This window comes from Cryptobacterium curtum DSM 15641 (genome assembly GCF_000023845.1).
GTDB classification, from domain to species: Bacteria; Actinomycetota; Coriobacteriia; order Coriobacteriales; family Eggerthellaceae; genus Cryptobacterium; species Cryptobacterium curtum.
On sequence record NC_013170.1, the window covers coordinates 486,087 to 509,976 of the forward strand.

At 51.4% G+C, this 23,890-nt stretch carries 21 protein-coding genes; 10 read left to right on the forward strand and 11 right to left on the reverse strand.

The window, feature by feature from the left end; genetic code table 11:
• Window positions 1-43: 43 nt before the first annotated feature.
• From CCUR_RS02050 to ppk1, 5 genes are all read right to left on the reverse strand, one after another.
• Window positions 44-943 (reverse strand): ABC-2 family transporter permease, encoded by a 900-nt coding sequence (locus tag CCUR_RS02050; RefSeq protein WP_143711801.1) that lies wholly within the window; start codon window positions 941-943, stop codon window positions 44-46.
• Window positions 940-1,761 (reverse strand): lantibiotic immunity ABC transporter MutE/EpiE family permease subunit, encoded by an 822-nt coding sequence (locus CCUR_RS02055; RefSeq protein ID WP_012802825.1) that lies wholly within the window; start codon window positions 1,759-1,761, stop codon window positions 940-942. The genes CCUR_RS02050 and CCUR_RS02055 overlap by 4 nt, the downstream gene beginning before the upstream one ends.
• Window positions 1,758-2,480, reverse strand: coding sequence for a lantibiotic protection ABC transporter ATP-binding protein (locus tag CCUR_RS02060; protein ID WP_012802826.1), 723 nt, complete (start codon window positions 2,478-2,480; stop codon window positions 1,758-1,760). Before CCUR_RS02060 ends, CCUR_RS02055 begins: the two co-directional genes overlap by 4 nt.
• Window positions 2,481-2,616: 136 nt before the next feature.
• Complete coding sequence (locus tag CCUR_RS02065) at window positions 2,617-3,636, reverse strand: spermidine synthase (protein ID WP_012802827.1); 1,020 nt, start codon at window positions 3,634-3,636, stop codon at window positions 2,617-2,619.
• Window positions 3,637-3,826: 190 nt separating this feature from the next.
• The gene (gene ppk1 / locus CCUR_RS02070; protein WP_012802828.1) at window positions 3,827-6,682 is read right to left on the reverse strand and encodes a polyphosphate kinase 1; all 2,856 of its coding nucleotides are present in this window, start codon (window positions 6,680-6,682) and stop codon (window positions 3,827-3,829) included.
• A gap of 410 nt (window positions 6,683-7,092) precedes the next feature.
• Here ppk1 and CCUR_RS07405 point away from each other — a divergent pair, with 410 nt between their 5' ends.
• From CCUR_RS07405 to purH, 7 genes are all read left to right on the forward strand, one after another.
• Window positions 7,093-8,922 carry a polyphosphate:AMP phosphotransferase gene (locus CCUR_RS07405; RefSeq protein WP_012802829.1) on the forward strand — a complete coding sequence of 610 codons (1,830 nt, stop codon included), beginning with the start codon at window positions 7,093-7,095 and terminating at the stop codon, window positions 8,920-8,922.
• 1 nt (window position 8,923) lies between these two features.
• A complete protein-coding gene (gene srtB / locus CCUR_RS02080) occupies window positions 8,924-9,772 on the forward strand; it encodes a class B sortase (RefSeq protein WP_012802830.1) in 849 nt (282 codons plus the stop codon).
• Window positions 9,773-9,833: 61 nt separating this feature from the next.
• Window positions 9,834-11,324, forward strand: coding sequence for an amidophosphoribosyltransferase (gene purF, locus CCUR_RS02085; RefSeq protein WP_012802831.1), 1,491 nt, complete (start codon window positions 9,834-9,836; stop codon window positions 11,322-11,324).
• Between the two features lie 75 nt (window positions 11,325-11,399).
• Window positions 11,400-12,635 (forward strand): phosphoribosylformylglycinamidine cyclo-ligase, encoded by a 1,236-nt coding sequence (purM, locus tag CCUR_RS02090; RefSeq protein WP_012802832.1) that lies wholly within the window; start codon window positions 11,400-11,402, stop codon window positions 12,633-12,635.
• Between the two features lie 3 nt (window positions 12,636-12,638).
• Window positions 12,639-13,277, forward strand: coding sequence for a phosphoribosylglycinamide formyltransferase (gene purN / locus CCUR_RS02095; protein WP_012802833.1), 639 nt, complete (start codon window positions 12,639-12,641; stop codon window positions 13,275-13,277).
• Complete coding sequence (locus CCUR_RS02100) at window positions 13,270-14,256, forward strand: XdhC family protein (protein ID WP_012802834.1); 987 nt, start codon at window positions 13,270-13,272, stop codon at window positions 14,254-14,256. The genes purN and CCUR_RS02100 overlap by 8 nt, the downstream gene beginning before the upstream one ends.
• A 2-nt stretch (window positions 14,257-14,258) precedes the next feature.
• Window positions 14,259-15,959: a bifunctional phosphoribosylaminoimidazolecarboxamide formyltransferase/IMP cyclohydrolase gene (purH, locus tag CCUR_RS02105; RefSeq protein ID WP_012802835.1), complete on the forward strand. Its 1,701-nt coding sequence runs from the start codon at window positions 14,259-14,261 to the stop codon at window positions 15,957-15,959.
• 161 nt (window positions 15,960-16,120) lie between these two features.
• Here the strand turns inward: purH and CCUR_RS02110 are convergent, their stop codons facing one another.
• Window positions 16,121-16,960 (reverse strand): DnaJ domain-containing protein, encoded by an 840-nt coding sequence (locus CCUR_RS02110; protein ID WP_041225467.1) that lies wholly within the window; start codon window positions 16,958-16,960, stop codon window positions 16,121-16,123.
• A gap of 238 nt (window positions 16,961-17,198) precedes the next feature.
• On the opposite strand from CCUR_RS02110, the gene CCUR_RS02115 reads away from it, so the two are divergent.
• Genes CCUR_RS02115 through CCUR_RS02125 form a run of 3 tightly spaced genes read left to right on the forward strand, consistent with a single transcriptional unit; the run spans window position 17,199 to window position 20,466 of the window.
• A complete protein-coding gene (locus tag CCUR_RS02115; RefSeq protein ID WP_143711802.1) occupies window positions 17,199-18,644 on the forward strand; it encodes a lysylphosphatidylglycerol synthase transmembrane domain-containing protein in 1,446 nt (481 codons plus the stop codon).
• A gap of 13 nt (window positions 18,645-18,657) precedes the next feature.
• Window positions 18,658-19,824 carry an ATP-grasp domain-containing protein gene (locus CCUR_RS02120; RefSeq protein WP_012802838.1) on the forward strand — a complete coding sequence of 389 codons (1,167 nt, stop codon included), beginning with the start codon at window positions 18,658-18,660 and terminating at the stop codon, window positions 19,822-19,824.
• 3 nt (window positions 19,825-19,827) lie between these two features.
• Window positions 19,828-20,466: a proline-rich domain-containing protein gene (locus CCUR_RS02125; protein ID WP_012802839.1), complete on the forward strand. Its 639-nt coding sequence runs from the start codon at window positions 19,828-19,830 to the stop codon at window positions 20,464-20,466.
• A 50-nt stretch (window positions 20,467-20,516) separates the two neighbouring features.
• On the opposite strand, the gene CCUR_RS02130 is transcribed toward CCUR_RS02125, so the two are convergent.
• The 5 genes from CCUR_RS02130 to CCUR_RS02150 all read right to left on the reverse strand — a co-directional run bounded on the left by CCUR_RS02130 (window position 20,517) and on the right by CCUR_RS02150 (window position 23,863).
• A complete protein-coding gene (locus tag CCUR_RS02130) occupies window positions 20,517-21,326 on the reverse strand; it encodes a metal ABC transporter permease (RefSeq protein ID WP_012802840.1) in 810 nt (269 codons plus the stop codon).
• A 3-nt stretch (window positions 21,327-21,329) separates the two neighbouring features.
• Window positions 21,330-22,034: a metal ABC transporter ATP-binding protein gene (locus tag CCUR_RS02135; RefSeq protein ID WP_012802841.1), complete on the reverse strand. Its 705-nt coding sequence runs from the start codon at window positions 22,032-22,034 to the stop codon at window positions 21,330-21,332.
• Window positions 22,034-23,083, reverse strand: a complete 1,050-nt coding sequence (locus CCUR_RS02140) for a metal ABC transporter substrate-binding protein (protein ID WP_012802842.1) — start codon at window positions 23,081-23,083, stop codon at window positions 22,034-22,036. The genes CCUR_RS02135 and CCUR_RS02140 overlap by 1 nt, the downstream gene beginning before the upstream one ends.
• Before the next feature lie 70 nt (window positions 23,084-23,153).
• A complete protein-coding gene (locus CCUR_RS02145) occupies window positions 23,154-23,447 on the reverse strand; it encodes a hypothetical protein (protein WP_012802843.1) in 294 nt (97 codons plus the stop codon).
• Window positions 23,447-23,863 (reverse strand): Fur family transcriptional regulator, encoded by a 417-nt coding sequence (locus CCUR_RS02150; RefSeq protein WP_012802844.1) that lies wholly within the window; start codon window positions 23,861-23,863, stop codon window positions 23,447-23,449. Before CCUR_RS02150 ends, CCUR_RS02145 begins: the two co-directional genes overlap by 1 nt.
• Window positions 23,864-23,890 lie beyond the last annotated feature (27 nt).

A 23,890-nucleotide genomic window follows, 5' to 3' on the forward strand; every position in this document is an offset into this window, starting at 1 on the left:
CTTTCCGTATGTAGACGGTTCTGTCAGAGTATTGTATCGCTGGTTATTCGCCACGCTGTGTGGGCTCAAAGCGAGAAATCCATATTGCCATACTGCCAGCAAACAGGGCACTTCCTATCATGCACAACCCCATCATTAACTGCACGGTTGAAATAACCGCATCCAGCGTGTCTGTGAAACTGGCTGCGCCTGCCGCGACAGCCCACTCTATCGGCGCTGACCCAAGAATGATAGCCCAGCTTGTTGGGAGATAAGCAAACATGTTTAAGGCGGTTGCCGTTAATTCGCCAGTCATCAAACCGTATGCAAGACCCCCGACCGAAAAGAAGGCGAGTATAAGTCCGAGCGCACCAATCGATATTGCCGCATTGCGCCCCCACTGCAGCGCGGTGGTATACAACATAAGATAGAGCGGAATACTGCCAAGTGCGAGTCCACCTATACCAGCCAGCCAGACAGACACTTCTGGCACGTCGCGTGCGGCTACTAGCAACACAAGGGCGAATATGACGATGGTAACAGCCAACGTGCCTACTCCCATGAGCCACAGTAGTGCGATTCGTGCAAAAAGTGCCTGCTGTCTTGATACAGCGGAAAGCAATCCTGAGAGCTTCGTTGCCTCCTCTTCGGCATTGACATCTAACCCGCAGACGATGCCGGCCATAAGGGGCATAAGTGCACCAAGCAACTGTACGAAAGCATCAAACCCCAGAGTGATGTTCCACGGGCTTACAGCGAAGTATAGGCCGCATGCTAAACCCGCCACAAGAGCACAGACAAGATGGAGTGGCACGAGTGCAGAGTGGCGCAGACACAGCATTTGAGCTTTGAGCGCACGGACAAAGGTCATGGTTGGTTTGCTGGTATGAATCGTATTGTTGGGTGTGTGGGAGTATGAGGGCTTCTTCTTGCTTTGTTGTAGTGTCGCGGTGCTATCTGTCATCGCAGTTCCTCCGAACGGGCAAGCCATGCTGCGCCAGCAACAGCAATTAGTGCGGTGACCACACCCGCCACAATAAGCGCCAAGACAACATTGCCAGTCTGCGCTATTGATTCAACGAGAGCCAATCCATCACTAGCAGGTTCGCCCGTTGGCAAAACGGGAAGAAAGGCGGTTGGCAACACGATGGTAGCTGTCGGCGGACACACAGGCCACAATGGAACGAGTGACCAGCTAAAACTTAATAGAAGTTGTGCAGCAAGCGGAATAAAGATGCCACTAAGGGTACCGACACGCATCGTCAGAAAAAGCGTTGCTGGAATTATCCATGAACTGACAAGTGTCAGCGCGAGCGCGGTAGCAAACATTGAGGGCAGGCTGGCAGCACCCTGTGGTAGTACGAGTGAGAGAACCGTGTATATAACGAAGACGATAAGATTTGATACCAAAGAAAGTATCAGGCACCAAGTACATTTCGCAACCCATATACGCTCGAGTGGCATACCGCTTGAAAGTATGGCACGATTTCCTAAGCGGGCATCAGCTTTTGCTATCGTTGTCGCAACAAGCGTTATCGAAACGGGCATCAGCAAGGCATACCAGTAATTCCAGGGAGAATATTGCAGCCCCAGTTCGGGTGCCCGTACTGTCATGAGCGTTGCCATAAGCAAAAAGGGGAGTGTCAAGGCGCATGCCAGTTTGACCGGCGTTCCATGGCGTGACTTCATCATTTCGGCGCGCAATGCGACCAAAAAGCTGCCACGACGATACGTTGCCTGGTTTACCTGGTTATTTTGGTTTGTTTTATGTTGCCATTTCATTGCACGTCACCCCTTGTACCCTTTTTGTAGACATTCATAAACAGGGCTTCTAGATCTTCATCTTTATGGAGATCGTCTTCGTAGGCGAGTCGACCGTTCACAATAATCCCAACAGTATCAGCAGTGTGCTGTACTTCGGTCAGAATGTGGCTCGACAACAACACGGTGATACCTTGTTCTGGAAAGCGTCGAATAAGATTGCGCAAATCTTCAATGCCGATAGGATCGAGTCCGTTGGTTGGTTCGTCGAGAATCAAAAGGCGTGGATGCGCCAACAGAGCTAATGCGATTCCCAGCCTCTGTTTCATGCCCATTGAGAAACGCCCGGCACGTTTTGATCCCGTATCGGTGAGATCCACAGTGGCAAGCACTTCGTCAATACGGGAGTGCGGCAGTCCCAACAGCGTGGTGCGCACGCGGAGATTTTCCTTTGCGGTAAGGTTGGGATAGAGAGGCGCCGATTCTACTAGCGAACCGATACGGTAAAGATCGTCGCGCTGCCACGGGTGCCCTTCGAAGAGAATTCGCCCTTCGGTTGGATGAAGCATTCCCGTAATCATTTTTAAGGTGGTTGATTTGCCGGCTCCATTAGGTCCAAGTAGACCATAGACTTTTCCCTCTTCAACATGGAGGGACAGTTCGTCAACCGCTTGCTGTGCACGCTTGCCACAACCAAAGCGTTTAACAAGCTTCTGTGTTTCCAGGATGTATTTCGCCATGGTAGTCCTTTGTTCGTTCCTTTACGGCACCTTTTAGTTTGGGCGGTATTTTTAAAGAAACGTTAAAGGGTGTTTTGAAGCGTAGCCGATGGCAGAAGATACGAGAATTGGAAGGGGGAGGGGATCAGAATGAAGATTATAAATTTGCATCATGCAGGATAGGGGTTGCTGGATCAGCCTGCAGATCGTAGGCATGCTCAAAGTGGTAGGCTCTATCGCTTGCAATAAGAAGGTTGTTGTCACGGTCTTGTGCCGCATACTTGCCACAGGGGATAACGTACACAAAGGCGAATACCTGCTGCAAGGTAGCAACCATTTGGCGCAGCAGCGTGGACTGTTCGCCTTCGAGCGAACTGATGACATTGCTAAGATACATGCCACCAGGTGTTAGCAATTGCTTAATGTGTTGTGCTGCTTCTACGCTTGCTAGGTTCATGACGGCATCGCGCCCTGCAAAGGTGTCGTTTACCACAGCATCATAGGTACAGGCAGGTGCATAGTCACCAATGGCGGCATACTGTGATGGGCGCTTGTGTATTACGGCATCGGCGTATTCATCAAGATAGGTGCGGCCGTCTTCGGTAATAATGCCCATACGACCGGTGTCGATTACATCGAATTCCTCGATAAGGCGATCGAGAAAGAAATAGCGTTCAGCAATGCGCGTGACAGCTTCATCTGCTTCTATGACATCGACTGACGTTTCAGGATGGTGGGCGATGACATACTTCGGCCAGGCATAGCCGCCACCACCTATGGTCAAAAGACTTTTGATAGGAAAGGGCGCTTCAAACAGATGGTTGTAGAGCTTCAGATAGTCAAACACCAGCTCGTAGATGCGGCCGTCTTCCAAATAGGTAGCTGACTGAAACGCACCCTGGACATCCATAACGCGGGCGAAATCACCGGGTCGATACTCGATTGTGTACACCAACATCAGCCCGAATTGTGTGTTGAATCGAATGAAGAGTGCATCTTCTTCGCCAACAGGCTGCTTCGTTGCAAGTGCTTTTGGTCGACGGAGTTTTGCAAGACGCGTACGAGCCGTCTGCGCATCTTCTCGTAAGTGGCCACGGCGTGTTATTGAATAATACAGTCCCAGTGCAAGCAGAGCCGTCACCGTTATAACAATAGCAGCCTCTCCAATTGGATGCATGCCTTCCCCCTTTGCAGTTACTTATATCATACCTGTTGAAGGGTAGCTTGGCATGATTTTCATGTGGCTGAGAGGGACTTTATCCGTCGGAGCTTTGTCTTTTCGCCTCGTACCTCGACGCAATTACATCACGTCGAGGTACGAGGTCTTTTATGTTCATGCGCCCATGCATGGCACGCTCATTGTTTGGTTAACGCTTCTTTCGGTGGAAGAGGCGCCAGAAGAATCCATGCTGCCGTGTTTGGGCAGCGAAAGTAGCTGTGGCTGCGGTATCGGTGGCTGTGCGTGATGTCGTTTGCGCATCGGTGACCGCTTGGTCTTGAGCGTTTGCCGAGCGTGGTGCTGATGATAGGGCGGCAAGGGTGGCATCAAGGGTGGAAGCGTCTTGGGCACGTCCAGCAGTGGTGCCAGATTCAGCAGACTTAGACGTGTCGGTAGATTCAGCTTCGGTAACGGGTTCAGATTTGGTGGCAGGATCAGAGTCACTAACAAAAGCGGCAGAATCGTTACCATTTTCTGCTTGTTCCTCCAGTATTTCAGTGCGCTCAGCCGATTCAGCTTCGATTTCGGCAAAGACTTTTGCTGCGGCACGCATGAACGAAGTCAACGCTTCGCCTTCGGTACCGCCAATTTCGTGCTGCAGCGCTTCGCGATAGATCTCTTCGAGATCGCGCATTGCACGCCGCTCACGAGCTGCCGATTGACGCGAGTAATGGGCATGCATGGCAATACGTTCGTGGTCTGGTTTAGCAGCGAGTTCCGCTTCACGCGCTGCATCGGAAGCGATACGTGCTTTTTCAATCAGGTATTCATGCGAATTAAAGGGCTCGGTACCTGCTTGTACGAGTGCGCGCAGGGGCGTGTAGGTGCCATCTGCACGTAATTCACGCAGCTTTGCGGTGTCACGCAGGCACACATGTACGTAGTCGACAACAGCATCATGAATGTGTTTGTCGCGTATTGGCCAGGCGATTTCGATACGGTTATCCATGTTGCGCGTCATCAAATCGGCACTCGAAAGGTAAATAGTCGCTTCATCAAGTGGACCAAACGCGTAGATGCGACTGTGTTCGAGCAACCGTCCAACAATAGAAACCACTCGCACGTTTTCGGTTGCATTTGGAATACCAGGAAGCAGGCAACTAATCCCGCGCACGATCAGTGTGATGGGTACTCCTGCCTGCGATGCTTCGGATATCTTTTCGAGAACTTCGCGATCGGTAATCGAATTCGTCTTGAAGAGCAATCCACAGGGCTCTCCCTGGCGAGCATGGGCAATTTGGCCATCGATACCCTTCAAAATATTTTGCTTAATTTGCAACGGGGCTACCCAGATCGTGTGGTATGCGCGTGAAGCACTTTCAAGGCCCATGTTGCGGAAGAATTCAATTGCATCACGTCCGATTGCGTCGTCAACAGTGATGTAGCTGAAATCGGTGTAGAGTCGAGCCGTCTTTTCGTTGTAGTTGCCGGTTCCCAGCTGTGTAATGTGCTGAAGGCCTTGTGGGGTTTGGCGGGTGATGCAGCAAATTTTACTGTGCACCTTGTAGTCGTGAAAGCCATAGAGCACCCGTGCACCAGCTTCTTCAAAGCGCTGAGACCACTGGATATTGTTGCTTTCGTCGAAGCGCGCGCGCAACTCAAACAGCGCTGTTACCTCTTTTCCCGCTTCTGCCGCGGTGATAAGTGCTTCGGCCAAATGCGACCGACTCGCTAGTCGATACAGGGTGATCTTAATAGAAACAACGTCGGGGTCTTCAGCTGCTTCACGTAGAAGTTGAACGAATGGATCCATGCTTTCGTATGGATACGACAGGATAACGGAGCGCTGCTGTATCTGATCGATAATGCGTTCAGAATGCGAAAGACATGCCGGCCAAGCAGGTGAGAACGGTTCGCTTGTGAGGCGTGCACGAACGACCGGGTCAACCATGCTTGGTAGGGCGAAAGCATATCCAAGATTCAAGGGTACTTCAGTGGTAAACACCTGGTGAGGAGCTAAGTGAAGACGCGAAAGTAAGAAGCTACCTACGGTAGCAGAAAGCTTGCGCTTGCTTTCAAGACGTACCGGAGCAAGGCGGGCACGCTTCTTCAAGATCTTCTTCATGTGTTCACGGTAATCTTCTTCGCCTTCGTCGGCTGTATCGGCGGCATCAAGGTCGGCATTGCGTGTGACGCAAATGATATTGGCGTGCTTCACCGTATACATCGAATAGATGCTTGCGACGTTAGCCTCTAGGAGGTCTTCAAGCAGAATGAAATTAAAACCTTCACCAGGTAGTTTAATAATGCGCTCGGCATTGCGCGGCAAGCCGACAACGCCCAGGGTAACTCCTTCGGCGCCTAAGCTTTTTACCTGACGGCGCAGCTCTTTGACACGCTTGCGCTCTTCGCTGGTGAGGTCTGCTTTTTTGGGAGTTTCTTCACTCAAGCGCACGATAATGTAGAGTTCGCCGTTGCCCAAATGAGGGAAGGGATGACGGGCATTGATAATCTGCGGCATAAGAAAAGGCAGCACATTGCTTCGTAAATAGTCGAGAGCGAATTCACGTTGCTCTTCGTTCAGTTCATCAAAGGTGAGACGTCGGATTCCCTCATCGGCAAGCTGGTGCTTTACCTCTGAATAAATTCGTTCCTGAACGGGGTACAGTTCGTGACACCGTGCATAGATCGCATCGAGCTGTTCGTCGGGGGTCATGTTTGACTTCGTGTCAATGACCTGTGTCTTTAACAGAGAAAGATCGGTAAGGCTGCCCACGCGCACCATAAAGAACTCTTGCAGGTTGCTGCTGAAGATAGAGATAAACTGCAGCCGTTCGAGCAGGGGTACTGTGTCATCGGATCCCTGTTCGAGTACGCGTTCGTCGAAAGTCAGCCAAGATAGTTCTCGGTTTTGCATAAACGGCATCCGTTCATGGCGACCTTTGCCATTTGATTTATGTCCGTGGGGTGTCTTTTCGCTGGTGGCATTTTGCTGAAGTGATGCACTCTCTTTGGGAGAGGAAACCATCTCGTCCGTCTGGTTGGTTGCAGCCTTTCGGTTCATAAACTCTCCTATCTACGTTGCGCGCTTTCTCATCGAACCGGCAGCCAAAATTGGCAACGTCTATCGAAGACAAAAGCGGTATCAAGAGCGCGCATCGATCGGGGGATCTATCAGGTACCCACAGATCAATATCTTGAGCTTTCCTCTTTAGTGTAGCCTTCTTTTCCCCTGATGTGGGCAAACTTTTGCAGACGGTTTGTTTTGCGTGGCAAATTAGAAAGAAAATTCTCGAAGTAGTACTTCTTACTTATGTGATAACCCTAGCAGCGTATCTTTCGTGAGTAAGTTTCCCTGTCATCGTGAGGTCGCAGGTCAAGTGATAAAGTTTGTAAACAAAGAGTAAAAGTAGGAGCAGCGTAACTCAAAGCATTGGTATCGTGCGGCGCTTGCTCGGGACGACGGAAGGCGCCATGCTCGAGAGAATAGACTTTGATTGCATTCCTATCGATCGGGATGAATACAAACCCGCGCGCGATGAATTGGTCAAGCGGCTCGTGCTGCTGCAGCAAGAAGCGCATATTAGGGGGATTGGCCTAGTCGTCCTGTTTGAAGGATGGGATGGCGCTGGCAAAGGTGGGCGCATTTCCGATTTGATGTATAACCTTGATGCGCGCTCGACAACTGTACATGTTGACGATAGTCAGCACGAAAAAGATGCTCGTAAGTTGCATGCGCGTGGGCTTTCTACTGACGGCTACTTCCCCATGATGCAGCCGTATTGGAATTCGCTTGGGCCGCGTGGCAACATGACGCTATACGATCGTGGATGGTACAACGCAGCAGCAGCTCACCTTGCTGAAGAGATCACACCGTCCTCCAAGCGTAAGCGGATACCGGGTGCGCTGACCGGGCCTAGTCCGATGGAGCGTTCCCTTGCTTCTATCGAAAGCTTCGAGAGGCAACTTGTCAACGATGGTTACCTAGTGGTGAAGTTCTTCCTGCACATCAGGAAGAAAACACAGCGCAAGCGCCTTGAAGGCTTGGCTGCTGATCCGGCAACTGCTTGGCGTGTCGACAAACAAGCGCTGGCAGCGATAGGAGATTACGATCGTTATTGCAAGCTGTATGACAAATTGCTTTCGCGTACAAATTACGATTTTGCACCGTGGGTCGTGCTCAATGGTGAAGATAAGCGGCGTGCAAACTTAGGTGTTGTGCGTACGCTTGTCGATGCGCTCGATCAAGCCATTGCAGCAGCCGATGCGCCAGTAGGTAGTTTTTCTGTGTCAGATGTATCAGCAGGTAGTACTGTATCAACCGGTATGCCAGTTGACACCTCTGATCCGGCGGGGGCATCAGAAAATGGTTCTGTTTCGGCGGGTGCGCCGGTAGGTAGTACCACTTCATCAAATTCGGCGGATGTGCTTGAGGACGCTCATGCATTAGTGGACAGCACCGAAACCGAAGAAGAGTTGGCGTGGGATACACAGGACGTTGACGTACGCCAAGAAGCTGAGGCTCAGGCTGCCAAACAGGCGTCTTTTGCACCGAGCACTTCACGTTTTCCCATTTCGAATAGTCATCCAACACTTAAGGGTGTTGATTATCACTTGCGTTTTGATCCCGCGCGCTACAAAACCGAACTCAAGGCTGAACAGAAGCGCCTTTATCGCCTTGAATTAGAAATGTACAAGCAGCGGGTTCCACTTATCTTGATGTACGAGGGCCAGGACGCAGCGGGTAAGGGCGGCAACATCAAGCGTATCGCTCAGGCGCTTGATGCGCGTTCGTATACGATATTTCCTAGTCCGGCACCGACGAAGCCCGAGCTTGCTCATCCGTTTTTGTGGCGTTATTGGACACGTCTTCCCAAGGCGGGACATGTTGGCATCTACGATCGCAGCTGGTATGGTCGCGTGCTTGTTGAACGGGTCGAGGGGTTTGCGCGTCCCGACGAATGGGCGCGTGCTTACGACGAGATCAACGAATTCGAACGCGATCTGGTCGACTGGGGTGCTATCTTATTAAAGTTCTGGGTGGAGATAGATCGCGATGAACAGCTCCGACGGTTTGAGTCGCGTGCTGAAGATCCGGCGCGGCAGTGGAAGATCACCGATGAAGACTGGCGTAATCGGGCTAAATATCCGCAATATCGCGAAGCAGTTGAGGACATGTTCCGGTTGACTTCGACTGATTTTGCACCGTGGATTATCTTAGAGAGTAACGACAAGCGGTATGCGCGTATCAAGGCGCTCCGCATTATCAATAATGCGCTCGAAGAGCGCTTGCAGAGGAGATAGCATGAAGCACGCAGCACATGCCGCAATAGCTCCAGCCGCCCCAAAAGCCAAAAAGCCTCGGCGTCGATTACTGTGGCGCATCATATTTTGGCTGGCACTTATAGTGTTTATCGGATCAGCTGGTGTTCTCGGGTTTTATCTCTATTCATACTGGTCAGCTGATCGGGGATATCAGGATATCGCCGCACAAGCGCTTACCTCGGTATCGGCGCAGGATATGCCGGCTGATGCTGATGCGACGGAGCTTGCGGATATGACAGTTGACTGGGATTATCTGCGCAGCTTGAATCCTGATATTGTGGCATGGGTGGTTATTCCCGATACGCGGGTGAACTATCCGGTTGTACAGGGCCATGACAACGAAGAATATCTGCATAAGGATTTCAGCCAGAAAGAGGATTTTGGTGCCCGTGGCGGTGCTATCTTCCTTGAGGCATCTAATTCCCCTGATTTCTCTGATGAAAACAACGTCTTATATGGGCATCACATGCGCGATGGATCGATGTTTGCCTGCCTGTCGAAAGACTTTGTCAACGGGGATTTCTTCGATGCTCACCGCACGTTCTATGTACTTACGCCCGAAAAGAACTATAAGCTTCAAGCATTTTCTTTGGTGTTGACCAACGGATGGGATGAAATCGTACAGACGCGCTTTGGTACCGATGATCAGCGCAGCGCCTATATAAAAGACAAAGAGCAGCGCAGTGTGGTTGCACCGGCAGGTGGCATGCCCGACCCTGCAAGCATCACTCAGCTTTTCACGCTTTCAACCTGCGACTATCAGGAGACGAATGGACGTGCTGTGCTGTTCTCGTCCGTAGTCGACACAGTCACGCCAAGCAACGCATAATAAAACGAAAAGGTAGGAGACGGCTTACGTGTCTTACCGCACCGCGTTCGGAAGGGAAGCCATGGGCGACAGTGTGATGCCATCAGAAAGGCCCGACCGCCTTGAGGAAGCATGCGCCGTTTTTGGCGTGTATGCTCCGGGCGAAGATGTGGCTCGTCTGACCTGCTTTGGCCTGCAAGCACTGCAGCATCGCGGGCAGGAAAGTGCTGGTATTGCTGTTGGTGGTAATGGCACGGTTGTTGCCTATAAAGATTTAGGTCTGGTCACACAGGTCTTTAACGAAAGTACTCTGTCTGCCCTGCAGGGTGATGTAGCGGTGGGGCATTGCCGCTATTCCACAGCTGGCGGCGGGGGATGGGAATCCGCTCAGCCGCACCTGTCGGCTATCGATGATGTACTTATTGCGCTCGCGCACAACGGTACTCTGGTGAATACTACGCGAATTCGCGCGCAGCTGGTTGGTCAAGGAGTACAGCTTTACAGCAATACCGATAGTGAAGTGGCAGCCAAGGTTATTGGTGCCGAAACCAGTCGTACTCATCACCTTCGCGAAGGTATTCGTGCGATGATGTGCTTGCTTGAGGGCGCCTATGCGATGGTACTCGCAAGTCCTGATGCGCTCTATGCATTTCGCGACCCGAATGGCATTCGTCCTCTTTGCATTGGGCGTCTTGACAATGGTGGCTGGGTTGTTTCAAGCGAATCCTGTGGGCTTGATATTGTGGGCGCCACGTACTTGCGCGATGTTGAACCGGGCGAAATCGTGCGGTTTTCAGCGGAAGGCATGGCAAGTGAACAGGGTGTGCCCGCCGGTCCACGCGCATCGTGCATTTTTGAATATGTGTATTTTGCTCGTCCCGATTCGGTGTTGGATGGCCAAAATGTCTATACGGCTCGCCGCGAGATGGGGCGTATTCTTGCTGCTGAGGCACCTATCGATGCCGATTTAGTGTTGGGCGTTCCCGATTCGGGCTTGCCGCCCGCTTTAGGTTTCGCTGAAGCATCGGGCATTCCGTATGCTGACGGTATTGTGAAAAACCGCTATGTGGGACGCTCGTTCATTCAACCAACTCAAGCTATGAGACAGAATGCCATTCGTATTAAGCTTAACCCATTACCGCAGGTAATTGCCGGAAAACGCTTAGTGGTTATCGACGACAGTATTGTGCGTGGCAACACGAGCCGCAAGTTAGTTGAAATGCTGAAAGCTGCGGGTGCTGTCGAAGTGCATTTGCGTATCGTGTCGCCTGAAGTGGAATGGCCATGCTTCTTCGGCATCGATACTGACACACAAGATCAGCTGATTGCTGCCAATATGAATAACCAACAGATGTGTGAATCCATCGGTTGTGATTCACTTGCTTTTATTTCGCTTGAGGGTCTTCATCGGGCGGTAACCGCTGATCATCCGGGCTTTTGCGATGCTTGTTTTTCGGGCAATTACGTTATCGATATTCCTGATTCTCTGCAGGAAACAGGCTTTTTCGAGCGCAATCGCGTAACGTCTTACGCAGGTGGTGCACCCAGAAGCAACACGACTACAGAAGGCTAACCACAGAAGACCGCATGAGCCAAGCACACCTACGAGTGCCTGCGAGCTGGCGGAGACCGCAAAGGAGCAATAACGATGACAGACAGGATCACCGTGAGTGCTGCATCAGCCGACGATGCACCAGCGATGCCCAGCTGGGTTGGACAGGATTCAGTGACGTATGCACAGGCCGGTGTTGATACCGCCGAGGGCGCACGCGCCGTGGATGCCATCAAACAGTCGGTACAAAGTACTCGTCGCCCTGAAGTTATCGGAGATATCGGCGGCTTCGGGGGGCTATTTTCAATAGCAGCAGCAAAAGATATGGATGACCCCATTCTTGTATCGGGCACCGACGGTGTCGGTACGAAGCTACAGGTCGCCAAGATGGCTGGCAAACATGACACCGTGGGTATCGATCTGGTGGCAATGTGTGTCAACGATATTCTCGCTACCGGCGCCGAACCACTGTTTTTCTTAGACTACATTGCGGTGGGTAAGCTCAAAAGCGAAGCCGTTGCTGAAATTGTGGGCGGTATTGCCGAAGGCTGTCGTCAGGCTGGCTGTGCTCTTATTGGAGGGGAAATGGCCGAACATCCTGGCGTGATGGATCCAGAAGAATACGATCTGTCAGGCTTTTCGGTGGGTGTTGTCGATCGCGCACGCATGCTTGATCCTGAAAACGTTACGGAAGGCGATGTGCTGCTAGGTCTAGCCTCAAGCGGGCTGCATTCCAATGGGTATTCTCTGGCTCGTAAGGTGTGCTTGGAAGGACGTACTCATTACGAAGTACGCCTGCCGCAGTCCCTTTTAGGCGGAGAAAGCGTGCAGGATGCGCTGCTTGAACCGACACGTATATACGTGAAATCGGTGCATACTGCACTGACAAATCATCCGCATGCGGTCCATGCTCTAGCGCATATTACTGGCGGGGGTATTACTGAAAACCTCAATCGTGCGCTACCGAGCCATCTTGATGCTCAGGTCGACATTGGTAGCTGGACTATGAAGCCCATTATTCCCTTTGTCTGTCGAGCGGCTAAACTGTCTGAATCTGAAGCACTTAAAACATTCAATATGGGTCTTGGTCTGGTACTTATTGTGGATGCTGCAGCGGTGGATAGCGTTGAGCACACCCTTCAAGAAGCTGGTGAAGAAGTTTTCCGTGTTGGGCATGTCGTAGCAGGCAGCGGCGCTGTACGCTATACCAATGAAGGTGCTCTTTTGCATGATGTACTTGTTGAAGAGGAAGAAGAAAATCAACCAGTTACCCCCATTGAACAGCGTACACAAGAACGTGATGTGTTCTACGAAGAAGAGGAGAGTGACTAGTTCATGAATCGCTCACCTGCGTCTTCAGCTCCACTTAAAATTGGGGTACTTATCAGTGGAAGTGGCACGAATCTTCAGGCTATTATTGATGCTATTGAACAGGAAAATCTTGCCGCTGAAGTGGTTATGGTGCTGTCGAGTCGTCCTGATGCATACGGGCTCAAGCGTGCTGCCGATGCTGGTATTCCCACGGTGTCGCTTAATCGCGATGTGTATGCCGACCGAGCGGTGGCTGATGCCGCAATCGTCACAACTTTTAAGCAGGCGGGTGCCGAATACCTGATAATGGCTGGTTATATGCGCATAATTGGCCCCATTGTGCTCAATGAATATCCTAATCGAGTGCTCAATGTGCACCCTGCTTTGCTGCCAGCTTTTCCGGGCGCTCATGCAATTGACGATGCCTGGCAGGCAGGGGTCAAGGTAACAGGTGTGACTGTTCATTTTGCCAATGCACTTTACGATCAAGGGCCGATTATCGCCCAGCGTGCGGTGCCGATACATGAAGATGATACGCGTGAGGCCTTAGAGGCACGCATTCACGAAGTCGAGCACGAGCTATATCCCTGGGTAATTGCGCGACTTGCGGCTGGCGATATCTCGATAGATCCCGAAGGGAAGGTGCACATCGCTCATGCATAAGGAAACCGTGCGTCGTATTATTTCCGATCTTAATGCGGGCAGACCGCCGCAGTTTCCGCTTGATGATTTCCCGTGCTTTTCTGCTGAAGCAACTGAAGGAAACCCACATATCACTCCTGCGAGTGCTTCTGTTATTGCGCAGAGTCTTACTGTGGCAGATATTCCTGTGTTTGAGCGCGCACTTTTAGCGATCGACGCTGCTGAACAGGCGTGGATTGGGTTCAAGATTGTTTTTGATGCCACTGAGGCCACGCGCAACAAAGATAATGCGGTAACGCGTGAATATGGCGCGCAGGGTTCCGCCGACGGACAGTCGGGAGTATTTTTTTGCAACGAGGCGCGTGAGATTGTTTTCTCGCGTACCCCATCGCCGCGCGATGTCTTCCAGATGAAAGACGTTACCCGTGGTCCCTCTATGCATACCGAGCAATTTCCTGGTCTTACCTGGTGTTCTGTTGCGCTTTTTGCTCCTGTTCAGGTGTGGCTGATAGGCGCGAGTGATGTCGCAGCCGAAGTGGCTACCTTAGCGGGTCATGTTGGCTTTTCGGTGACGGTTATCGATGATGATGCCACCTATCTCAATGCGGATCGTTTTCCGCAGGCTCGTCGACTGTTGCTTGAGAACTTCGATGACCTCGCCAATCTTTCTGCTGCGCCTAAAGATTACGTTTGTGTGTTAACGCGCGGGCATATGCACGATCCAGAAGGCTGCTTATGGGCACAGCGTGCCAACGTGCACTATACCGGTATGATGGGTTGTGCCGGTAAGAATTCGCGCGTAGCCGATCTGTGCCGTCAAGCTGGCATGACCGAAGCGCAGTGGGAGCGCATCAAACGTCCCATTGGTCTGAAATTTGGTGCAAAAACTCCCGCTGAGCTTGCCATTGCTATTGTGGCCGAACTGGTAGATGTGCGCTATCGTGAACGGTATAGCGAACAGGAAATCCGTCAGCATGAATCGGATCTCGGAAGGAATTAATTATGGAAAGCCCCCAGATCAGGCGTGTACTTATTTCTGTTACCGACAAGACGGGTGTCATTGACTTTGCCCGTGCTCTTTCGGGAGAGTTCGGCGCACAAATTATTTCAACAGGCGGCACAGCACGGACGCTTTCTGAAGCAGGCGTGCCCGTTACTTCCATTGAAGATGTGACGGGTTTTCCCGAAATGATGGATGGTCGCGTGAAGACCCTGCATCCAAGCGTTCATGGCGGTCTGCTTGCGCGCCGCGATAACCCGCAGCATCTCAACGATGCAGCTCACCAGGGCATCGAGATGATCGACATGGTTGTTGTTAACCTCTATGCCTTTGAGAAAACGGTTACCCAGGGAGCTGATTTTGCCGAGTGCATTGAGCATATTGATATCGGTGGTCCGTCGATGTTGCGCAGTGCAGCGAAGAACTTTGAGTCAGTAACTGTTGTTACCAATCCATTTTCCTACAAACATATTCTTGCCGAGATGAGAGAAACAGGAGGTACCACCACTCGCGCTACGCGTTTTGTTCTGGCGCGTGAGGCGTTTCGCCTGACCGGTGCTTACGATACTGCTATCACCGATTGGTTGACTAACCAGATGCCTGAAAATGTCGATAGCTCAAAGTTTCTGTCGGCAGCTTGGGTAGAAACCGAAGGTATTGAAGCATCACAGACCGGCAACGAAGTGACGGCTGGTGAGATGAGCGCTCGTGAAGTCGCGACGGGGGGCGATGTCGTTTACGAAGAGGAATGGCCCCAGCAGCTTAACCTTTCGTACAGTCGGGTGCAGATATTGCGCTATGGCGAAAATCCTCATCAGGCAGCAGCCTTCTATCGACTCCCTGATGCTCCATCTCATTCGCTCGCCCATGCCGAACAGTTGGGTGGTAAGCCTTTGTCGTACAACAATCTGCTTGACGCCGATGCCTGCTGGACAATTGTGTGCGGCCTCAATGAGACCGCAGTGGTTATTCTGAAGCATCAGAACCCCTGTGGATCGGCTTGTGCGGATACGGTGGGTGAAGCGTTCGAACGCGCTTTTGCCTGCGATGAGAAGAGTGCATATGGCGGTATTATTGCTGCAAACCGCATGGTGACAGCCGACATGGTTGCCCGTATTAACGCCCATAAACTCTTTATGGAAGTGCTGATTGCACCCGACTATGAACCAGCTGCTTTAGAGCTGCTTCAGCAGAAAAAGAATCTGCGTATTTTGCGTACCGGTGGAACGGATGTGTTTGATGCCACCCGGCAGGAGCTGCGCAGCATCGACGGTGGTCTGCTTGTACAGACTATCGATACCGTCTCAGAAGATCCTGCAACCTTTACGATTCCTACCAAGCGCAAGCCGACGGCCGCAGAGCTGGACGATCTTCTGTTTGCCTGGAAGGTCTGCAAGGGTGTGAAATCAAACGCTATTTTAGTGGCGAAGAATAAAGCAGGTATTGGTATGGGTCCTGGTCAGCCAAATCGTGTCGATTCGGCTCGTATCGCCTGCCAACGTGCTGGCGTTGCGTGCAAAGGGGCAGTAGCTGCTTCTGACGCCTTCTTCCCGTTCCGCGATGGGGTAGATACGCTGGCCGAACAGGGAATCACCGCTATCATTCAGCCCGGTGGCTCAATACACGATGACGAAGCGATACAGGCGGCTGACGAAGCAGGTATTACCATGGTGTTTACCGGACACCGTCACTTCCGTCACTAGGGTATTTCGCCTCAAGGCTTCTTGATCACAAATGCTTCAACGAGCATTGCTTGCTGTTTTCACGGTATGCAGTGCTCGTTTGCGTTACAGCTTTTGCGGTGCGCGTGGCTGGCCTTTTACTTGAGCAGTTGTGAATGATGAGCTTGCAGTACTACAAGCTATCAGCTTGAGACCTTTACCTTTTCTCGTGCGGTACGCAGGGTTGAGACGCTGCGCCTGATGGTGCTGATATCGACCAGAACAGCGATTCCAAAAAACACAAATAGCCCTGCGCCGATACCAGCGCCAAGTCGGGGCATAAACCAGGCGATAAGGGGACCAAAAAAAATAATAAACGGCAGCACGAGGAAGCTCGTACATCCCTTAACTTCGCGCGCCACAGCAAGCAAAAGGGTAGCGACCACATAGGCAAACATGCCGATGGCGACGGCACCAAGCGAAGAACAGAGCGCAAGAACAGCCAGTTTGACTGCGCATCCTAAGAGCGTTTGACGCAAGTCGGCTTTTGCTTCACGTTCTTCTTCCTGAGGTGTCTTACGCGGTGCACGCGTGAATTCCGTAAAGAAGGGGTCACCTTCAAAGGGGTTGGCATACCCCTGTCCCCAGACGCCACCACGTCGCGCACGTTGCCGATTATCTGCGTTTGCAGCGCCTCTTTGGCCTGATCCAATATCGTCCCAGCTGGTCCACACATAATCAACGGTAAAGGGGAAACCCTCAAAAGGGTCGCCATTATGGGGAACACCGCTGGAAGGATGCGCATAGGGTGAACTGTACGTGGTTGCGCGTGGCCCATATTCAGGGTCCCATTTACCCGAATTGAGCACATCGCGCGCTTCGTTAATCAGCTTCGTTCGCTCTTCAGCCGCTTGCTTTTCGGTTGGGTCTGAAAACCGATCAGGATGATTCTCGCGAATTTTACGACGATGAGCGGCTTTGATGTCATCTTCACTAGCGCCGTCTGCAAGACCAAGTATGTTAAGGGCTTCTGATTTCTTCATGGCATGCATTATCCAATGATGCTCTGCTCTTGCGGATAGCAATAGTGAGCTGTCAACGGGGTGTAACCCAACTGACTGCAACTATCTGGGATGATAACGACAAGACGATACTTGCAACAGTAATCCGCGTTCAGCGCTGCTGTTGTTTATGTTTGTCGCCTGTCCGCTGCCAAGTGGCATCAGGGCAGATGGGATATACTTGCCCGGTTGGATACGACGGGATAGCTGAAAGGAGCAGGTGTTGAAGAAGGCCATCTTTCTCGTGCTGGCCGTCGTCGCAGGCTGTTTCCTTATCAGTAATGCCGAGACGATTGCCAGCATTTACGATGCCGCTCAGTCAGGCGCAACGATTCCGCTGATTCTCGCCTGCATTATTATGGTGGCTCGTCATGTGACTCAAGCAGTTTCCTACAAAGCGGCCTTTGAGGCAGTTGGTTTTTCAGGTCGTGGACTGTGGGAATATATCGTTCTTATTTTTAGCCTGGTGTTTATTAATACGTTCTGCCTGTTTTCAGGCGCGACGGGTGTGGCATTCATTGTGGACGACGCCCACCGTAAGGGCGCCAACCTAGGTAAAGCGACCAGTGGAGCGATCCTTTCGCAGATCGGTTATTTTTCGGCTCTGCTGGTGATATCGATTATTGGTTTTATCACGATGATCGTTTCGGATTCAATCAACACGGTCTTTGTGATTGGTGCTCTCCTGTTGGCAGCGACTCTTCTGGTACTGTCGAGCTTATACATCATTGGGTTCTTTCAACCGCAGTGGCTCTATGGCTTCTTCCGCCGCCTTGCCGTGCCGGTGGGTGCCATCGCGCGCAAAGTGCGTCGTCCGCTGCGTGCACAATGGGCAGGTGATACGGCGGACTCGTTTATCACCTCGGCACAGATTATGGCTTCAAACCCACTGGGAACGTTTACCAGTGTGGCGTGGGCATCGCTTTCAGCTGTGTTGAATATGCTATCGCTTGTTGCTATTGGCTTTGCGTTTGGATTTGAAAATGTGGCAGCGCTTATTGCAGCATTTGCACTGGCGGCGATCTCGGTTATTTTGAGTCCGACACCGCAAGGTATCGGCGTTGTTGAAGCGGCTATTGCAGCAGTTCTTACCGCTTACGGCTGCTCGCTTCCTACCGCAACGGCTATCGCGCTTCTCTATCGCGGCATTATGTTTTGGGTGCCTTTTTGTATTGGAGCGGTACTCTTGTCGCAATCGGGTTTCTTCAAAACAAAAAAGAATCCGACGCAAAAACAGCGCGACAAAGATGTTGCGTGGATTAGCGGTACGGCGGTGGGTATCGTTGGTGCCGTTAGCATCGCGTCGTACTTTGTCCCTGCGCTTTTGGCGCCCTACAACGCGCTGGTGGAATGGATCGACTTTTCCAATGTGTTTGCCGGACCTGCCATCGTATTCTTTGGGGTGCTGCTGATTGTTTTGGCAGCGGGTTTGGTCAGGCGCTATCGTACCTGTATGGCTCTGACGGTAACGGTGCTACTTTTACTGGCAAGCATCCAGTTCTTGTTTTTTGAAACCATTACGGTTGCTGTGGTGTGTGTTGGTCTTGCGGTTTGGATATTTATCAAGCGTGCCTCGTTCGACAAGCCAATGCCGCCCTTAGAAGATTTGCAGACGCTTGGCAGAGAAAAAATTCAGGCGTGGAGTTCCCGAAAGAATAGCAAGTAATGAGGGATGACGCATGATTATTGTCGACGATGGGCACGTATCCGACCGCATGAGCACCTATTTGGCGCAGTCAAAACAACCGGTGCTTGCCACGGATGCTTCTCGCGCAATAGCAAGTGCGCATCCTGGTGTGGTGCTTGTAGAAGAAGATGCGGCTGCAAAGCGTATCGAAGAAGGGGAGCGGCTCTACACGATGTCGGAAGGGCGGCTTTCCTGGGTGCTTGAGCATGTAAAAAATCCTGATCTCCATAAAGCGATTGAGGTGTTCAAAAACAAAGAACACATGCGCAATGTATTGGCGCCACTGTATCCCGATTACTTTTATCGTGCATGCTCGATTGAAGAGCTTGCAACCATGCCCTTTCCCGCCCAGGCCATTCCGTTGGTGATAAAGCCATCTGTTGGTTTTCTCAGTGTGGGTGTCTATACCGTGCGCGATAGGGCAGATTGGCAGGCGGCGCTTGATACGATCGAGCAGCAGCGCAGCCAGTGGGTTTCTTGGTACGACGAAGCGGTTATCGGTTCGGGGCGCTTTATTGTTGAGTCGCTTATCGAGGGCGCCGAATACGCGCTTGATGCCTATTTTGATCATCAAGGAACGCCTCATATTCTTAACGTTTTGCGGCATGATTTTGCTGACGCGGCCGATACAAGCGACCGTCTTTATGTAACGGGTCCTTCTATCATTCGTGAAACACATGATGAAATGACGGAGTTTCTTACGCGTGTAAACAGCTTGACGTATGTGCATGATTTTCCGGTGCATGTGGAAGTGCGCGTAACTGATGCCGGTCAGATTATTCCTATTGAATTTAACGCATTGCGCTTTGCGGGGCTTGGCGGCACCGAGATTAGTTCGTTTGCTTACGGTTTCTATACGTTCGATCATTATTTGAATGATACTTATCCGGTGTGGGATGATGTGTTAGAACAACTCAATACCGACGATCTGTTTTGTATGTCGGTGCTCAATCCACCGGTCGGCACTTCTTCGCAGGCACATATGGATTACGATGCGTTGCAGAAACGGTTCAACCACGTTTTTGCGCTCGATCGATTTGATTATGCGAAGGCAGGTATTTTCGGTTTTCTTTTTTGGAAGACAAGTGCCTCAGACGATCGTGAGCGCACCTTTCTTGTACAAAGCGATCTTGCGGAATTTATTACGGAAGATGAGTAACGTATGGCCGATTCTCAACAATCACAGCAGTCCCAAGAGCCTCAATCGCCGGCATCACAGTCGCAACTGACAAATGACTCTTCTTCAGACGCGTCCCTTGACACCTCTTCTGGCGATAGGGTTTCAGCTGCTGTGACTCCTGATAGTTCTGTCTCAGATTCAGCATCATCTGAGATTGATACCGCTTATTCAGTGTCCAATGAAGTATCACATAATGCGAGTTCTCACCAACCTCGGGCGCTTAAAGATGAGTACGCTTCCGATCAACTTGACAAGGAAGCACCACAGGGTCCTAAGCCTCCTGCTGGTTGGGAAAGCAAGCCGCCGGCACCGGATGACCCTGCATTTGTTCCCTTTGACGATTTTTCTCAGCGTACGGCAGATCAAACAGGTCGAACCGTTATGGCGCTTTCGTTTGCCTGTGGGTTGCTGTTCGGGATATTCGGGCTTTTATTTATTCTGTTCTTTACGATAGGTCGTAACCAGGGCGCGCGCCCAGCCATGCTGCGTTTTTGTGCCATCGGCGTTATTGTGGGGGCACTGATCGATATGCTCGTGTTGCAACTTATGGGTGGCAGTATTGGCCAACTGTCGAACTTTACTCTTCCCAGTATATCAACGCAGACACCGAGTGCGTTCTAGAAGGGTTTTCGACGTTACCGTTCTTACTTTAATCTGCTCGCCTATTGTTGTTAGCTGTGACGTTTTGCCAGATTGCGTACTGCTTTCGCAACAAGAACAATCAAAAGGAACGCAATAGATACCAGTACGATTGTGCCGCCTGGTTTAAGTCCTAAGTAAAATGAAAGTGTCAATCCAACAAGCGACGAAATAACACCGATGAGCGACGAAGCAACACAAACTCGCTTCCAGCCACCGGTTAGCTGCAAGGCACAGGCAACGGGCACCACCATCATTGACGACACCATCAACGAGCCGACGGTACGTGCTGCAATAGCTACCACGAGCGCCACAAGTGCGACAAAGGCACTGTTGAGTACTGTGAGGTTCACTCCTGTCACACGTGCTTGTGTCTCGTCATAGGCAGATAGCAGCAGTGCACGTTGGAAGAACGTACAAAATGCAATGCCAAGAGCGGAAATAATGCAGACGAAAATGAGCTCTTCGTCGGTCACCGTAAGGATGCTACCAAATAAGAAACTGTTAAAACTTGCTGCATTGGGCACGAAACCCGATAGGACACCAGCAAGTCCGATGCCAGCGGCCAGAACAATAGCGACAGCAAGTTCCGACTGATCTTTAAAGCGCATGCGCACGCCTTCTATACAGAAGGCGCCAGCAATACAGGCGATTGAGGCGCCGAGCACGGGGTTTATTCCCGCGATAAGTCCGCCTGCGACACCAGCTAGGGAAGTATGAGAAAGCGCATCGCCCACCATAGACAGACGGCGCAAGACGACGTTAACGCCCACCAAGGGCACCACAATACCTAACAACAACCCAACGATCAGGCTTTTTTGCATGAATGCGTACTCAAGCACTGGTTATCCCTTCTTGTCTTCTGCGTCTGCTTCTGCATGTAAACACCCATTTTCAAGACGCACGATTTGTGCATCTAAGGCCTGTGCCGTTGTGCGGTCGTGTGTCACCAGCAAAATAGAAAGCTGTCGTGAAGCACGCAGTGTTTGAATAAGTGTGCAGAATGCTTCGGTACTCTGCGCATCTAAACCGGTTGTCGGTTCATCGAGAACAAGAAGGTCAGGATCACAGGTAAGAGCTGCGGCGAGCCGTACTCGTTGTAGCTGTCCGCCTGAAAGGCTACCAATAACCTGATGAGCCTGTGCTTGCATACCAACTTCAGCAAGCCAGTACAGGGCATGTTCTTTAGCGGTGGTATGGGAGGGAAGGGAAGTGGTGCGCGGGCAGCTTGCTTGAACAATTTCAAGGGCGGTAGCGGGATGGCGCAGTACCGCGGCAGGCGGCAGTTGCTGGACATATCCGATACGCTTCCAGTCTTTAAAATGGCGCGCATTGGTGCCAAACAGGAATGCCTCGCCCGCATCGGGAACGAGGCTTCCCATAACAATACGACACAGTGTCGACTTGCCACTGCCGTTTTCGCCGGTCAGAGCAATGATATTGCCCTGACCGAGCGAGAAATTCACGCGATCGATAATCACCTGTCCGCCCAAAGCGTAGGAAACAGCGTGGAGGCGTATAGGTGTTTTTTCATCGCGGGAATCGGACATTAAGAGAGGGCCTCCTTCAAGGCAGTAAGGTTGTCGCGCATGGTCGAGAAGTAATCTTCACCAGCAGCTAACTGTTCATCGGTCAGACCTTCAACAGGGTTAAGCTCTGCGGTTTGTGCGCCCGTTTCCTGAGCGATGGCTTGTGCAACCTTCGGGCTTACGAGCTCTTCGCTGAAGATAGTCTTTACGTTGTGCTCTTTAACAAACTCGGCGATTTCAGCCATTTCCTTGGCATCGGGCTCGCTATCGGCTTCGATACCTTCAATGGGCATTTGCGTAAGGTTGTAAGCATCGCAGAGGTACCCGAAGGCTTCGTGCGATACCACGATAGAGCGCTGCGCGACATTGGCGAGACCTGTTTTGAATTCATTATCGAGCGTATCGCATTCAGCAGCCCACTTATCGTAGTTGGCACGATATACATCAGCTCCGTCAGGGTCGGCCTGGATAAGAGCATCACGGATGTTACCCATTTCGATTTTGGCGTTCTGCGGGTTCAACCAGACATGCGGGTCGGTGCCGGAATGGTCATGATCGTGATCGTCATGGTTACCCTCGGCATGTTCTTCGTGGGCATGTTCATGTTCGTCAGCTTCTTCAGAAAGCTCACGTAAGGTTACGCCCTTACTTGCTTCAACAGCAACAAGGTGGCTGGACGAAAGGCTTGCAAGGGTGTCGTCGATCCAGTGTTCCATACCGGCACCGTTGTATACAAGCACATCAGCATTCGAAAGCTTGGCAATATCGGTAGTCGACGGTTCCCAATCGTGCGGCTCGGTACCTGCTGGAACAAGGCAGCTTACCTCGACACGATCGCCACCGATTTTTTGAGCGAAGTCATACATAGGGTAGAAGCTTGCGCTTACCTGCACCTTTTTGGTGTCTTTTGAATCGGTGGTGTTTGCGCTGTCGGCTGAAGAGCCACTGCATCCTGAAAGAGCAAAACAGGTAAGGGCAGCGGCAAGGGCACATAGTCCTGCGATAGTGAATCGACGTACGAGCGAGGTGTGTGCGCCTTCAATCGGCGAAAGAGAGAAAAGGTTGTTCATAAATTCTCCTGTGTATACAAAGCAGGGTATTGCCTGCGAATGGTCGTTTTGATTGGTTGTTTGTCGCATTTCAGAGGTCAAGTCGTACTTTTAAGGACACAGGCGTTATGGCAAGTGTCATGACGGAGCACAACAGCAGGGCACCCATGATGGTTGGCCACATACTAGCCATGCCAGGCGGCAGTGGTGGAATATCTGCTACCTGTGTTGCTGCCGCATGAGCGATAGTGGCAATAAGCGCACAGACGGGGCAATTGTCTCCAGGGCACTCATGATGAGAGGTAGCTTCAAGGGAAAGCGCTGCCATCAGCACGTTTGCTGCAAGAAGAGTAGCAGCTATCAGTTTTAAAAGACGATGGGCCATCAGCGCTCACGCTTTCGATCTTTTTGCGCACAGGAAGCGCAGAGTCCATAGAGTACTGTGCGTGATGAATCAATCTCGAAGCCATGATGCGTTTGCACGTGCACAGCGAAGTCTGAGAGCATCGTGCAATCAAGCGGAAGAGTGCAACCGCACGAGAGACAGACGAGCTGTCCAGACCTTTTACCGGGTGCTAAGCGGTATCGTGCTTCGCCCTTGAGAGAGGTAGCTTTCAAGACCTGACCACTTGTAACAAGTGCTTCAAGATTACGATATATCGTTGTGCGGCCTATTTCTTTGCCTGCTTCATGCAACATAACAAGCACGTCATCAACGCCAAGGTACCGATCCTGGTTGCCCGTTAGGCAGTCGATAACAAGTGCTTTTTGGCGTGTGTTGTATGATCCTCGCTCGCTCATAAGGTTCCTATAATATGAATTTGGATT